Raw genomic sequence first — 13755 nt, 5'->3', positions numbered from 1 at the left:
CCATCCAACCCGCTAACTCACGAACACCCCACATCTAACCTGCTCTTTACCAAACAACTGACATCCAAATAGCTCTGTTACAAGGTTTAAGGCTTGTTTCAATATGTTCCCGTAAGCAATAAAAAAGGGTATTCGAGGTCAGGGGGTCCAACCCCAAAAACCCGAAAACCCTTTTCTCTACAAAACTTTTCTCGTACCTGCTATTTCATTCGTGACATCCATACCACCGACTCCACATGCACCGTATGCGGGAACATATCCACCGGAGTAACCTCCACTGTCTTGTACCCCCCATCCTCCAGCAACCGCAAATCGCGAGCCAGGGTGGACGGGTTGCATGACACGTAGACGACACGCTCCGGCTGCATCAGCAGGATCGTCTCCAGCAGGCGCGGGTCGCAGCCCTTGCGCGGGGGATCGACGACGATGACGTCCGGGGTGATGCCCCGCTCTTTCCAGGCAGGGATAACATCCTCCGAGGCGCCGACCTCAAATTTCACGTTGTTCATGCCGTTCAGCTTGGCATTGGCGCGAGCATCCTCAATGGCTTCGGGGACGATCTCTACTCCGTAGACCTGATCCGCATGTTGGGCCAGGAACAGGGAGATGGTGCCGATGCCGCAGTAGGCGTCAATTACGGTCTCTTTGCCGGTAAGTGCGGCATACTCCAGCGTTCTGCCATACAGCACCTCGGTCTGGGCCGGGTTCACCTGGTAGAATGAACGCGCCGAGATGGCGAATTGCACCTCTCCGATATAGTCATAGATAACCTCGCTGCCCCAAAGGACGCGGGTATCGTTGCCGAAGATGACATTGGTCCGCTGAGTGTTGATGTTTTGGCAGATGCTTGCCACTGCCGGAAGTTGCCCGCGGATGCTGCCGAGCCAGGCGTCCAGATGCGGGATATCGCGGCCGTTCGTGACCAGCACCAGCATCATCTGGCCGGTGCGGAACGCCTTCTTCACCACGACGTGACGGAGCAGTCCACGGCCGGTCTCTTCATCATAAGCGGTGATGCCTAGCTCACGGCCAAGGCTCTTGACGGTGGCAACGACCTTGTCGTTGTCCTCATGCTGAATCAGGCAGGTCTCCATGTCAATGATCCGGTGACTCCCCCGGGCATAGAAGCCGCCGACCAGACCGCCATCGGTAACCCCGATCGGCACCTGGGCTTTGTTGCGGTAGCGCCAGGGCTCGTCCATTCCGAGGGTAGGCAGCACACGGATGCCTTCGTCTTGGACTTGAGAACTCCCTGCTTCCGCAGCATCCGCGCGCGTATTCTCCGCGCCTCTGATTGGCGCCCCCGCAACGTTCAGCTTCCCGATCCGCTGCAGGTTGTCCACCACTAATTGCCGCTTCCACGCGAGCTGCGCACTATAGTCCATATGCTGCAGCTGGCAGCCGCCGCATTGATCATAGATCGGGCAGGGCGGCGCAATGCGGTCCCTGCTGGCCTGTACCAGCTCGATCAGCTTGGCATAGCCGTACTGCTTCTTGGTCTTCAGCACCCTGGCCCGGACCTTCTCCCCGGGAAGCGCACCCTGCACAAAAAGGGTAAAGCCCTCAACGCGGCCTACCCCCTCACCTTCATGGGTCATGCCAATAATATCGAGCAGGACCTCGTCATTCTTATTCACAGGCAGTCCGGCGACAGCGGCCGGTGCTTGTTCCCGGCGGCTTCCACTGCGCCCGCTGCGGTATTTACTCATAGCTATAGGTTCACTTCTTTCATGTTCTTCACTATTCATCAGGTTAATTATTAAGGTCGTCATCATATGAAGCTGGCCGGACTGTGAAACCGTTATTTACTTGAAAAGATACAAATTTGGAGTCAAAGCGGACTGTAGTGCGCTTATTTCATCTCCAGAAGACACTTTTGAGCTCAATATCCGCACATAAGGTCACTGGAGTCCGCTTAGCTGTCACAAGACGGCTTTTGGCATAAATAAGCGCCGCTGAGTCCGCAAACACAGCAATTCGCCATAGTATACTCACAACTCAGACCCATCCATCACGCCTCGCCTCAATCCCCCGCCCGTCACATAACCGTTGATGCTTTACCCCAGCACACCTCTCCCACTGCCACCGCCGCTCAACTAATTATTCAGCGCGAAAATCTGCAAGTGCTGCGGCAGGACGCTGAAGTTGCCCGGCAGAGCGCCGCCGTTCTCACCGTCCAGGTTCAACAGGACATGGCCGGGAGAGGTGACCTCCATGGCATCCGTGCGGAAATGGACCACCTTCTTGTCATTCAGATGCTCCCCGCGGATCGTCAGGCGCACCAGCCGGATGAACTCGGCCAGATTGCATTTCTTGACAGCGATGACGTCGAACAGGCCGTCGTCAATGCGCGCCCCCGGGGCCAGCTTCTCGAAGCCGCCGACTGAGTTCGTATTGGCAATCAGGAAGAGCATGAACTCATCGTGGATCATCTCCTGCCCGTTGGCGCGGATGTACAGCTCCTGCGGAGCAAGGCTGGCCATCTTCTCGATCCCCTTCAGATAATAGGCAAGCTGGCCCATCATCGTCTTCAGCTTGCTGGGTACTTCATAGGTCAGCTCCGTCAGCTGACCGCCGCCTGCTATATTAATGAAATAACGGTCATTGGCCTTTCCGAGGTCAATCAGGCGCGATTCCTGGCGCAGAATCAGATCGCAGGAATCCTCCCAATTCTTCGGAATGCCCATCGCCCGGGCGAAATCATTCGTAGTCCCCAGCGGCAGAATGCCGAGCGGGGGAAGGTTCGGCTTCTCCGCCATCCCATTGATTACTTCATTAAGCGTACCGTCGCCGCCGGCAGCTATAATCAGATCATAAGTGCCGCGCTGAACAGCCTCGGCTGCAGCGGCCGTCGCATCGCCCTCTCCCGTTGTAGCATGGCAAGAGGCCTCAATTCCGCCCACATCCAGCCGGTCCAGAATATCGGCGAGTCGTCTCTTCATTTCTTCCCGTCCAGAAGTGGGATTATAAATCAATCTCGCAGTTTTCATTGCTGGAACGCCACCTGTTTATATAATGGATAACTTTACTGATTATACCCAATTCAGGGGCCCACAAGCAATGCCCGGGCACCCGGCAAGCAGTATATTATACGCTTCGTTCCAGTCCAAAGTGCAGAATAATGCTGCTTACTCCCGGCTCCGCAGCTGCACCAGCGCAGCTTCCACCTGCCGTCCGATCCAGCGCGGCAGCAGCGGATGCGGCAGCAGCGTCTCGCCGGAGTATGCATACTCCAGCCCTTGCAGCCGCTGCGGAATCACTACCTTAGTGAAATAACCCTCACTCAAAAATAACGGAGCTACCAGCACCTCATACCCCTGCGCCTGCCAGTGCTCCACTCTGCTTCGCACATTGTCCGGGTTCAGCAGCCCGTAATCGGCGGCGGCCAGCCCGCTGACCTCCCGGACCCGCGCCGCGAGCGAGGAGATCCCCCGCTCCCAGCGCTGCCGGAAGCCCTCATGCCTGCTGCCGTGTCCGATCAGCAGCAGGACCTCCCGCCCCGGATGCTGCGACAGCTCCCGGGTCTTCTCCCAGAGCATCTGCGCGATATCAGGGTCATCGTCCACCGGATAGCCGAAGTGAACCCGCGCAGTCACCCGGAACGGCTCCAGATCGGTCTCCCGCTCAGGAACCGGCTTCGCCCCCAGCGCATAGGCTATCTCATCGATATGCGTGCTGCCGGAGGACACAAACAAGGGGATCACAATAATATCTGTGACCCCTGCATGTTCAAGCTCGTCTATACCATCCTGAATCAATCGTCCTTCAACCAGCTCAAGGAATGACACCGCCAACCGAAGGTCCTCCCCAAGGGATAACCCGCTCACCGCTTCATCAACAATCGACACCCAGTTCTGATCGCGGGAGCCGTGACTGATGACCAGCACACCCGGAACCATAATTAGCGCCCCAGACGTTCCAGCGTGAGCTTATAACCGTCATTGCCGTAGTTCAGGCAGCGCTTCACGCGGGAGATCGTCGCCGTACTGGCGCCTGTCTCTGCTTCAATCTGATTATATGTAGACCCCTTGCCCAGCATCCGGGCCACCTCAAGGCGCTGCGAGAGCGATTGGATCTCGTTCACGGTGCACAGGTCATCAAAGAATACATAGCATTCTTCCATATTTTTCAATGTTAAAATAGCCTCAAATAATTGATCGATACTTTTATCGTTCAGCTTCTTTAGCTGCATCGTCTATCATCCCCTAAACATGAACTGTGAGCGACTATCTTGCCTCTACTATATTGTACTGTAGCACATTTTTCAAGCATTAACGATTTCACGCTGTAAAGAACGAAAATGATGGACAAACGTCCACCCCAGGCGCACACGATTAATCCGGTTAACCGCCCTTTCCCCCGTTCCCCCAAGGTTGACCGCCTTACTCATAGTACTACAAAACCGCACGAAATCAAGCATGGACACGTTTTCTTCACTTCCAGCATGAATCTTCTGGGCATCCGCCCTTTTCCGCTGGTATCCCGGTGACCCGGGCATTCGTCTATACCGTCTGTTCGCCCATGACATACAGTATAGCAAACACTAACGAAGGAATGTGATATTATGCCTGAGCATTACTATAATCATTCCCCTAAGCAGAGACGTTCTCTGGCGGAGCCCTACCCGCAGCCGCCTTATCCGCAGTCGCCTTATCCGGGCCTTTCTGCCTATACACCTGCCCCGCTTCCCGGGGAGCCTCAGATCCTGCCTGCCTATGGGGCTGAAGTCACCGAGACGGCGGTCGCTCTTCCTGCTGCCGAGGCGGCGGCTCCGAAGGCCGGCGGACTGCTGGGGGGGCTTGGTAACCTTGGCAACCTCGGCAATCTGGCGAACATGGAGCAGATTAAGGGCATTGTGGACCGTCTAGGCGGAATTGATGGAATCGTCAACTCCATGGGCAAGGTGCAGAAGGTCGTGCAGGGCTTCCAGCAGATGGCGCCGATGGTGAAGCTGGTTATGGGCGGATTCGGCAAAGGTAAAGGGTCCGGAGCGCTTGCCGCAGAAGAGGATGCCGCACTCTACACCCCCAGACGGCGCAAAAAAAGACGCCCCGCTGCGAAGCGCCGCAAACATACCTCCAAAAACCGCAAATCCGGGGGTCCCTCCTCTGTGAAACGCCGCCGTTCCTAAACGGCGGCGTTTCACAGGCTTTTTTTGCAGAACGGGCTTACCGCCGGAGGCTGCTTACTTAAACCAGCCGCTCCGCCGGAACCAGGCAAACATCCCGCCCCCCAGCAACAGCATGATCAGCAGCACCACATAATAGCTGTAGCCCCACTCCAGCTCCGGCATCACCCTGAAGTTCATCCCATAGATTCCGGCAATCAGCGTCAGAGGCATGAATACGGTGGTGATCACCGTGAGTGTCTTCATAATGGAATTCATCCGGTTGGAGTTGAGCGAGATGTAGCTGTCCCGCAGATCAGCGGTCATCTCCCGGTCTGCCTCAATCATATCGGTCAGCTTCAGCAGATGATCGTAGATGTCGCCGAAGTAGACCCGTTCCTCGCCATTGCTCTGCACATGCTGGGAATTGACAATCCGGTACATCAGGTCCCGCATGGGCACAATTGTCCGCCGCAGCTTCAGCAGCCTTCCGCGCACATTGAACACCTGGCTCATCAGCTCTTCTACCGATTCGTTGCCGCCCCGGCTCTCCAGATCCGCCAATTCATCCTCCAGGGCATACAGCGAAGGGAAATATTGATCCACCAGCTTGTCCATCACCGTGTACGCGGCGGCCATCGGCCCGCCGGACCAGCCCTTTCGGCTATGGATCTCCGCCTGGACCATCTCCCACGCTTCATCCATCTCCGGCTTCGCCTGATGATGATAGGAGACGAGGAATTTGGTGCTGAGGAACAGGTCGATCTCCTCCGCCTCCAGCGTATGCTCATTCAGCGAATGCAGCACGAAGAACTGGACGTTCTCGTAATAATCCAGCTTCGGCCGCTGCAGCACATGCATACAATCCTCAATCGCCAGCGGGTGGAAATGGAAATAGGTGTCCAGCACCAGCGTCTCCTCCTCTGTCGGCAGAGCGAAATCCGCCCAGATCCAGGCGTAGTTGTCCAATTCAATGCTCTGAAGCGGCAGGTCCGTCAGCACCTCCCCCGTATGGGTTACCGCAAGTGTCCGTATCATAATATAAGTCCTCCCGCCCTATCCTGCTATGCGCAACCGGACTGAGCGATTGCTTCCTACCATTGTACCGCATGTCTCTTCAAAATAACCCCACAAAGTGAAGCTTTAGCGTAGGTGATGACTCAGGTACTTCGCGGGGACCCCAAAACATATATATCTGCCAAAAAAATAACCGCCAGTCCGCTGGCCGGCGGTTCCGGAGGTCTCTTCAGCTTCATCTAACCTATTCAGTCTGCCTGATCTGTCCGCCCGTTCAGCGGCCCAACCCTTCCAGCACCTCCAGGTGCAGCACCTGCAGGAACTTCTTGATATTCACCTTCACCTTGCCGGAATCCCGGCCCTGTTCAATCTCCTTCATCTTCAGCCGCACCTCTTCGAAATCAAAATACAGCGGCGCATAATGCTCGAACTTCGGATTACCGTAATCCGTCAGACCGATCGAGGCCAGATTGGCGAGGCCCGCTGCCAATGCGCGGCGCAGACGCTGTTCAATCGCTTTGACCTCTCTGGCAGCTTCCGCAGGCACAGGTCTGTACAGAGCAGCCGCCCGTTCATACAGCTCCTTCAGCGGCGGCAGGCCTCCCCTGTTCCCTTCGGCGGCCGCCAGCTCCATCAAGGTAATAATATCGCGGCTGCCGTTCTCCGAGATCATGCCCATGTTCATCAGGATCGGCTGGACAATCTCCTTGACGGTACGCTTGCCGGACGGCATCTGCGGCAGGCCGAGCTGCAGCCCCTCCAGCTTGCCGAGCGTCAGCTTGATCTCATCCAGATAGCGGCCCATCGCATACCGCTCATTCACCTTGTACAGCACAGCTTCAACTTCAATCTTGTTAATCGGCTTGCGGATGAAGAATTCAATCCCGCTCCGGTAAGCGCGGCCGACCAGATCGCCATTCTCAATCTGCGAGATCATTACGAACCTGGAACGGCAGCCCTGCGCCTGAAGCGAGAGAATCGTCTCAATGCCGTCCTGGTCCGGCATCAGCAGATCCATCAGGACAATATCCGGCGCTTCACTCAGGATCAGGGCCACTCCCTCCTGCCCGCTCTCTGCGGTCCCCGTCACTTCTCCCAGCCCGCTGTCCTCAATAATATGCTGGAGCATTCTTCTGGCCGATGCATCGTCATCCACAATACAGAAAGATAGCGGCATCCTCTATTCCTCCTTCCGCAGCTTGGCACTGGGCACCGTAATCCGGAACATCGCTCCTCCGGACTCTGATTTCGGCTGAACGGTAATGCTTCCTCCGAACAGCTGGACAATATCCCTGACATGAGAGAGTCCGATCCCTGTGGCGGCGATCCCCTCATCATCGAATTTGGTCGTGAAGCCCGGCTCGAACAGCAGCTCCAGATCACGCTTCTGAATGCCTGTACCGCTGTCCGTCACAGTGAATACCGTCAGCCCGTCCTGCTCATGAGCATCCAGACGGATCGTTCCCGCTTCCTTAATAACCTCCACCGCATTAGCGGTAAGATTGTTCAGCAGTGTCAGCAGCGGAATATAGCTGTCCGTAGTATAACCTGCGGTGATATGGGTCTGGAAGTCAATCCGCTTGCCCAGCATTTCCGCATATTTGGTGTTGCTCTTGACCGTGAACCGCACGATCTCCGGCAAGGGCATATCGCCGGTAACCTCGCCGCGTTCCACCAGCTTCACCAGCCCGGCAAGTATCCGCTGCGAATCCTTCTTCACTTCATGAAGCTGCTGGGTAATCCCCAGCACCTGGCGGCTGTAGGACCGGGTGTCTTCCCCGTCCTTCAATTCGCGGTACAGCCCGAAGCTGTTCAGCGTTACCTGCTCCAGTGTCCCGATGGATTTCTTCAGGTAGAACACCTCGCCGTAGAGGCCTGAGCCGAAGCCAAGCATCTGTTCAATGCGTTCCTTCTGCTCACGCTCCCTGATCCGCAGCTGGCTGACCCAGATGCTGCTGTAGACCCCGGTGGTGAAATACGTACGCAAGACCGCTATCGCCATCAGATACGTCCACTCGTTCAGCCGGAACGTTGCCGAATCCAGTACAATCAGCCGGACCAGCAGCTCCATTTCATTCGACAGGAGATCGATCAGGGCAGCAATCGCGCCAAGTACCAGCGGATGGAAGGAATCAATACGGCTCTTGATGGCACTCATCAGCAGGCCGAACACCATATAATAGATCATCGCCGAGAAATGGCTGCTGAGACTTCCCTCCAGCGTCAGCCCGCTTCCAAGCGCCGCGTCCATCACCGTCCGGAACAGCAGCACAACTACACCCGTAACCATCCCGGTAATAATATACGGCAGCTGCCGCATTAACAGCAGACACAGCAGAAAGGCGCTGCTGCCCATAGCAATGCGGAAGATATCTCCGTCGAACGGATTGATTTTGAATTCCCCGGCCACCGCTGTGATGACAGCGACCAGCAGAATCTGCACAGCCTTCATTCTCAGAATAGATGCTCCCATCGCCACTGCTCCCGCCTAGAGATGATGACAACTATACTAACATAGCTGCACCTGCTTGAATATGCCATACCTTCCATCGGGGGCAGATTATACTGTCCGGTGCTCCAGGCGTCTGGAGAGCAGCGACAGCAGGTAATTGACCACGAAATAGATGACGGCAACCAATGCCAGCGTAGGAATGGCATAGCTGTAGCTGTGCCCGATGACGATGTTGGCATTATGCATCAGCTCCGGCAGCGAGATGACGACAGCCAGCGAGGTGTCCTTCAGCAGGGAGATGAATTGGCTGACCAGCGGCGGCACCATCCGCCGCAGCCCCTGCGGCAGCACGATATGCCATAAGGTCTGCATATTGCTTAATCCTGACGACCGCGCCGCCTCAATCTGCCCTTTATCGATGGAGGTTAAGCCGCCGCGGACAATCTCGGCAATCATCGCCGCCTCGAAGATCGTCAGCGCCGCTATCGCCGCCGTAATCAGACCCAGCTTGATCCCGACCTCCGGCAGGGCGAAGCGGATGAAGAAAATAATCAGCAGCAGCGGCAGATTGCGGATCAGCTCAACCAGATAGAACATTACCGGTGACAAGACCCGCACTTCCGAGTAACGGATGACTCCTATAATACAGCCGATCAGGAAGCTGAGGATTATGGAGACAAAAGCAACGATCAGCGTAATATACAACCCGTCCAGCAGAAACTTCAGATTATCAGCGGAATACGCACCTGCGAAATCCATATGATCCCTCCTTCAAGTTCAAATGTCCTAATACTTGCGCTGCAGCCTGCGCTCCCATACCCGCACGCCATAGCTGAGCGGAAGAGTCAGCACCAGATAGAATACCGCCACGAAGATATAGGTGTCGAAGGTCCGGTACGTCTCCGTGGAGATCCCGTCCGCGAAGTACATCAGGTCCAGGCCCGCCACCAATGTCAGGACCGATGAGTTCTTAATCAGGTTAATGAACTGGTTGCCGAGCGGCGGAATCACCAGCTTGATCGCCTGCGGCAGAATGATATGCAGCATAGTCTGTATGTAGCTGAGTCCGGAGGAACGCGAGGCCTCCATCTGTCCCTTCGGAACCGCCAGGATTCCGGCCCGGATCGCCTCAGCGATGAAGGCCGAGGTGTAGACGGCGAGCCCGATCGTCCCGGCCTTGAAGCCGTCCAGCGTGAAGCCCAGCGCCGAGGGCCCGTAATAGAAAATGTACACGACCAGCAGCAGCGGAATATTGCGGATGAACTCCACATACACCGCGCCGAACCAGCGCAGCCCCCTTATACGGAAGACAGCAATCACTGCACCGATCAGGAAGCTGCCGATCAGGGCCAGCACGCTGGACAGCAGCGTCCCGTAGAAGCCCTCCATATATAGCCCGAAATAATTCGTTAAAATTGAGAAATCCATGATGTTCACCTGCCTTTGCTATGGGTTAGAGGAGCCCGTTCCTCACAGGCCAGCCTTATTGTTATTCTTCGTACAAACAAGTAGAAACGGCTTTGCCGTCCTTAGAAAAGGCGGTACCGTTTCTACAAGAAATACAAGGCAGATTATGAAGAAAAGCCTATGCTTAAAAGATATGCTTATTGGGCCGGTGCCTTGCCGATCCATTTCGTATAGATCGCATCGTACTCCCCGTTCGATTTCAGTTCAGCCAGAGTATCATTAATGGCCTGAACGACATCGGTGTTGCCCTTCTGGACCGCGATGCCGTAAGGCTCATCCGTGAACGGCTTCCCGACCACCTCAAAGCCCGGGTCCTGTGAAGCCATCCCGTACAGGATCGCATCATCCGTAGTCAGCGCATCCCCCTGGCCCGCCTTGAGCGCACTGAACGCATCCTGATAGTTATCGAATTCCAGCACCGTTACGCCCGGCACCTTCTCTTTGATATTCTTGATTGAGGTCGCCCCCTTGGAGCCAAGGATCTTCGTATCCTTCGTGACGCTCTCAAGCCCTGTAATCGGGCTGCCCTTCTTCACCAGCAGCGACTGGCCGGCCTGGAAATAGACATCGGAGAAGTCGACCTCCTTCTTACGTTCCTCCGTAATGGTCATGGTCGCCACCACCATATCGATCTCACCGTTATTCAGCATCGGAATACGGGTCTTGGAGGTAACCTCCTTCAGCTCGATAGCGTTCTCGTCGCCCAGAATCTTTTTGGCGATCGCCTTGGAAATGTCGACGTCGAAGCCATCCACCTTGCCCGTTGCCGGGTCCTTCAGACCGAACAGCCGGGTGTCGTACTTCACGCCTACGAGCAGCTTGCCGCGTTCCTTGATCTTGGCAATTGCCTTGGAATCCGTTGCAGCTCCTCCTGAGGCGTTGCCCCCTGCTGTATTGTTCTCCTTGTTGTTCCCGCAGCCCGAGACCACCAGCATGGCCGCAATCAGCAGCGCTCCTGCCATTTTGAAGCTTCTTGACATCTTCATTTCGTTTCCTCCCCTTGCTCCTGTATATTTATAGTGATTAGTGGCTTAACACCCGGCTGAGAAAAGTCCGCGTCCGTTCTTCCTTCGGGCTGGCGAAGAAGCTCTCCGGCTCCGCCTCCTCCACGATCTGCCCCTGATCCATGAAGATCACCCGGTCCGCCACCTCGCGGGCGAAGCCCATCTCATGGGTCACAACAACCATCGTCATCCCCTCGCGGGCCAGGGCGCGCATGACGTCCAGCACTTCCCCGACCATCTCCGGGTCCAGCGCCGAAGTCGGCTCATCGAACAGCATGATCTTCGGCTTCATCGCCAGCCCCCGGGCAATCGCAACCCGCTGCTGCTGTCCGCCGGAGAGCTGTGAAGGATACGCGCCTGCCTTGTCAGCAATCCCGACCTTCTCCAGATAATACATCGCGGTCTGCTCGGCCTCCGCCTTGCTCAGTCCCAGCACCTTGATGGGCGCAAGCGTGATATTGTCGATCACCTTTTTGTGCGGATACAGATTGAAGTGCTGGAAGACCATCCCGATCTCCTTGCGCAGGGTATTGATATCCGTCTTGCGGTCATTTACAGTTATACCATCCACGGTTAATCCGCCGCTGGTGATGGTCTCCAGCCGGTTGATGCAGCGCAGCATGGTGCTTTTGCCCGAGCCGGATGGACCGACTACTACAACTACCTCCCCCTCTTCAACATGCAGATCAATGCCCTTCAATACATGGAATTGTCCATAATGTTTGTCTACCTGATGAAAGTCGATCAACGGCTAGGCCTCCTTTAGTTCCCCGGTCTGTTTGTCAGCAATAGTAACACTTAAATCAAACCTTACTGTAGAGACTACCGAATCCTACACAATACTATGTAAAAATCAATTCTATAATGTTATTTTCTTTTAGTTATGTTATGTATTTCTTTTTCTTTTAACGCCAATTAATGTTTTTTATCGGGTTGTTGTGACTTTTTGTGACATTCCTCTCTTGATTAATGCCAAAACACACAAAAAAAGATGTCCTCAGCCCATCACGGCTTCTGACATCTTGTCCAGGCTATCTATTCTGTTCCGGTTCTAGAAGAAGAGCTTGAAGATGATTCCCGCCAGCAAGGCGCTGATCGGAATGGTAATGAACCAGGTAACGACGATCCGTCCGGCCACTCCCCATTTCACGGCAGAGAAGCGTTTCGCTGAGCCTACCCCGAGGATCGAGGAGGTGATCGCATGGGTTGTACTTACCGGCAGGTGCAGCAGCGTGGCTGTGAAAATAACCGAGGCCGCCGAAATATCCGCCGCGAAGCCGTTGATCGGCTCGATTTTGAAAATCTTAGTACCCATTGTCTTGATAATCTTCCAGCCGCCGATTGATGTTCCGAGCGCCATCGACGTAGCCGCTGCGATCTTAACCCAGAGCGGAACCTCCATCGTATCCAGCCGTCCCGAGGTTACAAGGGCAAAGGTGATAATCCCCATCGCCTTCTGCGCGTCATTCGTACCATGGGTGAACGACTGCAGGGCGGCCGTCACGATCTGCATCGAACGGAATCCCTTGTTCACGGTATGCGGACTGCGCTTCGCGAAGATCCACTTGAGGATCGTCATTACGATATAACCGACCACAAAGGCGATCAGCGGAGAGAAGATCAGCCCCTCCACAATCTCAATGAATCCGTTCCATTTAATATGCTCTGTGCCTGCTCCTACGTAGACCGCACCGGCCAGAGCGCCGATGAGCGCATGAGAGGAGGACGAGGGAATCCCCAGCCACCAGGTGACCAGATTCCAGATAATCGCTGCGATCAGCGTCGCCGACACAATGTCTATCCCGTTATTCAGCAGGGTCGGGTCAGTGATGCTTCCCCCGATCTTCTTCGCAACACCGGTGAACATTAACGCGCCGACAAAGTTCATGGACGCCGCCAGCATAATCGCTGTGCGCGGCTTCAACGCCCGTGTGGAGACCGAAGTGGCAATAGCGTTGGCCGTGTCATGGAACCCGTTGATGAAGTCGAACGCCAGCGCAAGAAAGATGACAAAAGCGAGTACATATATCGATGTATCCATATTTCAGAGCCCCTTAAGAATTGCGCATGATGATCGATTCCAGCATGTTGGCTACGTCTTCACATTTATCCGTGGTCGTCTCCAACCGCTCATACAATTCCTTGCGCTTGATCAGCTCAATCGGGTCTTTCACGGTCTCGAACAGGGCCTTGGTGCAGATACGCAGCACTTCGTCACCCTGGTTCTCCAGGTCATTCAGGCGGATCGTGTATTCACGGATAGCCAGCAGCTTCTTCTGGGAGAGCAGGTGAACGGCCTTCTGGATCTCATACGCGCTCTGGCGGAGAATCTCGGCGAATTGAATGATATACTCATCCGCATCCAGCAGATTATACATATAGAAACGCGAGGCAGAGGCCTCCAGACCATCAATGACATCGTCCATGCTTGTGATCAGATCCATGATGTCATCGCGCTCCAGCGGTGTGATAAACGTCTTGTTCAATTCCTTAATGACAGTGTGCGTGTAAGTATCGCACTGGGATTCGTATTTCTTCATCTCCCCGGCGAAGTTCTCCACATTGCCCTGGAGAGTCGAGATATTCTGAGCGAAGTAGTCTGCCGCCTGAACAATGGTGTCAGCCATATTTTCCAGCGTCTCAAAGAATATATCCTTTTTTCTCAACTTCATTAGCCTAAGACCCCTTTACATAAAATTGCCCTGAAA

General features: G+C 55.1%; 14 protein-coding genes. 1 reads left to right on the top strand and 13 read right to left on the bottom strand.

The window, feature by feature from the left end; translation table 11 throughout:
• Positions 1-200 precede the first annotated feature (200 nt).
• From rlmD to K1558_RS22460, 4 genes are all read right to left on the bottom strand, one after another.
• Entirely contained in the window at positions 201-1709 is a 1509-nt protein-coding gene (gene rlmD, locus K1558_RS22475) for a 23S rRNA (uracil(1939)-C(5))-methyltransferase RlmD (protein WP_238653911.1), read from the bottom strand.
• A gap of 387 nt (positions 1710-2096) precedes the next feature.
• Positions 2097-2990: a diacylglycerol kinase gene (locus K1558_RS22470; protein ID WP_238653910.1), complete on the bottom strand. Its 894-nt coding sequence runs from the start codon at positions 2988-2990 to the stop codon at positions 2097-2099.
• Positions 2991-3128: 138 nt separating this feature from the next.
• Positions 3129-3899 (bottom strand): sirohydrochlorin chelatase, encoded by a 771-nt coding sequence (locus K1558_RS22465; protein WP_238653909.1) that lies wholly within the window; start codon positions 3897-3899, stop codon positions 3129-3131.
• A 2-nt stretch (positions 3900-3901) separates the two neighbouring features.
• Positions 3902-4192: a YerC/YecD family TrpR-related protein gene (locus K1558_RS22460; RefSeq protein ID WP_019913624.1), complete on the bottom strand. Its 291-nt coding sequence runs from the start codon at positions 4190-4192 to the stop codon at positions 3902-3904.
• Between the two features lie 372 nt (positions 4193-4564).
• Between K1558_RS22460 and K1558_RS22455 the strand changes: the two genes are divergently transcribed.
• Positions 4565-5131 carry a tyrosine protein kinase gene (locus K1558_RS22455; protein ID WP_238653908.1) on the top strand — a complete coding sequence of 189 codons (567 nt, stop codon included), beginning with the start codon at positions 4565-4567 and terminating at the stop codon, positions 5129-5131.
• 54 nt (positions 5132-5185) lie between these two features.
• Here the strand turns inward: K1558_RS22455 and corA are convergent, their stop codons facing one another.
• From corA to K1558_RS22410, 9 genes are all read right to left on the bottom strand, one after another.
• Positions 5186-6145 carry a magnesium/cobalt transporter CorA gene (gene corA, locus K1558_RS22450; protein WP_238653907.1) on the bottom strand — a complete coding sequence of 320 codons (960 nt, stop codon included), beginning with the start codon at positions 6143-6145 and terminating at the stop codon, positions 5186-5188.
• Positions 6146-6398: 253 nt separating this feature from the next.
• The gene (locus K1558_RS22445; protein WP_238653906.1) at positions 6399-7301 is read right to left on the bottom strand and encodes a response regulator; all 903 of its coding nucleotides are present in this window, start codon (positions 7299-7301) and stop codon (positions 6399-6401) included.
• A gap of 3 nt (positions 7302-7304) precedes the next feature.
• On the bottom strand, positions 7305-8597 hold the full coding sequence (locus K1558_RS22440) for an ATP-binding protein (protein WP_238653905.1): 1293 nt from the start codon (positions 8595-8597) through the stop codon (positions 7305-7307).
• An 87-nt stretch (positions 8598-8684) separates the two neighbouring features.
• A complete protein-coding gene (locus K1558_RS22435) occupies positions 8685-9335 on the bottom strand; it encodes an amino acid ABC transporter permease (RefSeq protein WP_238653904.1) in 651 nt (216 codons plus the stop codon).
• Between the two features lie 27 nt (positions 9336-9362).
• Positions 9363-10004 (bottom strand): amino acid ABC transporter permease, encoded by a 642-nt coding sequence (locus tag K1558_RS22430; protein WP_238653903.1) that lies wholly within the window; start codon positions 10002-10004, stop codon positions 9363-9365.
• A 176-nt stretch (positions 10005-10180) separates the two neighbouring features.
• Positions 10181-11023, bottom strand: a complete 843-nt coding sequence (locus K1558_RS22425) for a glutamate ABC transporter substrate-binding protein (RefSeq protein WP_238654089.1) — start codon at positions 11021-11023, stop codon at positions 10181-10183.
• Between the two features lie 43 nt (positions 11024-11066).
• Entirely contained in the window at positions 11067-11795 is a 729-nt protein-coding gene (locus K1558_RS22420; protein WP_238653902.1) for an amino acid ABC transporter ATP-binding protein, read from the bottom strand.
• Positions 11796-12098: 303 nt separating this feature from the next.
• Positions 12099-13088: an inorganic phosphate transporter gene (locus tag K1558_RS22415; RefSeq protein ID WP_238653901.1), complete on the bottom strand. Its 990-nt coding sequence runs from the start codon at positions 13086-13088 to the stop codon at positions 12099-12101.
• Between the two features lie 13 nt (positions 13089-13101).
• On the bottom strand, positions 13102-13719 hold the full coding sequence (locus tag K1558_RS22410) for a DUF47 domain-containing protein (protein ID WP_238653900.1): 618 nt from the start codon (positions 13717-13719) through the stop codon (positions 13102-13104).
• Positions 13720-13755 lie beyond the last annotated feature (36 nt).

The sequence above is a fragment of the Paenibacillus piscarius genome (assembly GCF_022234545.1).
GTDB lineage: Bacteria > Bacillota > Bacilli > Paenibacillales > Paenibacillaceae > Paenibacillus_AQ > Paenibacillus_AQ piscarius.
The sequence above is the reverse complement of the archived record's forward strand: the minus strand, read 5'-3'. Positions and strand labels throughout refer to the sequence as shown.

Excerpts from the sequence above, each read along its gene's own strand:
- K1558_RS22440 (WP_238653905.1), bottom strand. The coding sequence starts at position 8,597 with ATGGGAGCATCTATTCTGAGAATGAAGGCTGTGCAGATTCTGCTGGTC.
- K1558_RS22465 (WP_238653909.1), bottom strand. The coding sequence starts at position 3,899 with ATGGTTCCGGGTGTGCTGGTCATCAGTCACGGCTCCCGCGATCAGAAC.
- K1558_RS22410 (WP_238653900.1), bottom strand. The coding sequence starts at position 13,719 with ATGAAGTTGAGAAAAAAGGATATATTCTTTGAGACGCTGGAAAATATG.
- K1558_RS22460 (WP_019913624.1), bottom strand. The coding sequence starts at position 4,192 with ATGCAGCTAAAGAAGCTGAACGATAAAAGTATCGATCAATTATTTGAG.
- corA (WP_238653907.1), bottom strand. The coding sequence starts at position 6,145 with ATGATACGGACACTTGCGGTAACCCATACGGGGGAGGTGCTGACGGAC.
- K1558_RS22415 (WP_238653901.1), bottom strand. The coding sequence starts at position 13,088 with ATGGATACATCGATATATGTACTCGCTTTTGTCATCTTTCTTGCGCTG.
- K1558_RS22445 (WP_238653906.1), bottom strand. The coding sequence starts at position 7,301 with ATGCCGCTATCTTTCTGTATTGTGGATGACGATGCATCGGCCAGAAGA.
- K1558_RS22470 (WP_238653910.1), bottom strand. The coding sequence starts at position 2,990 with ATGAAAACTGCGAGATTGATTTATAATCCCACTTCTGGACGGGAAGAA.
- K1558_RS22430 (WP_238653903.1), bottom strand. The coding sequence starts at position 10,004 with ATGGATTTCTCAATTTTAACGAATTATTTCGGGCTATATATGGAGGGC.
- K1558_RS22435 (WP_238653904.1), bottom strand. The coding sequence starts at position 9,335 with ATGGATTTCGCAGGTGCGTATTCCGCTGATAATCTGAAGTTTCTGCTG.
- K1558_RS22455 (WP_238653908.1), top strand. The coding sequence starts at position 4,565 with ATGCCTGAGCATTACTATAATCATTCCCCTAAGCAGAGACGTTCTCTG.
- K1558_RS22425 (WP_238654089.1), bottom strand. The coding sequence starts at position 11,023 with ATGTCAAGAAGCTTCAAAATGGCAGGAGCGCTGCTGATTGCGGCCATG.
- rlmD (WP_238653911.1), bottom strand. The coding sequence starts at position 1,709 with ATGAGTAAATACCGCAGCGGGCGCAGTGGAAGCCGCCGGGAACAAGCA.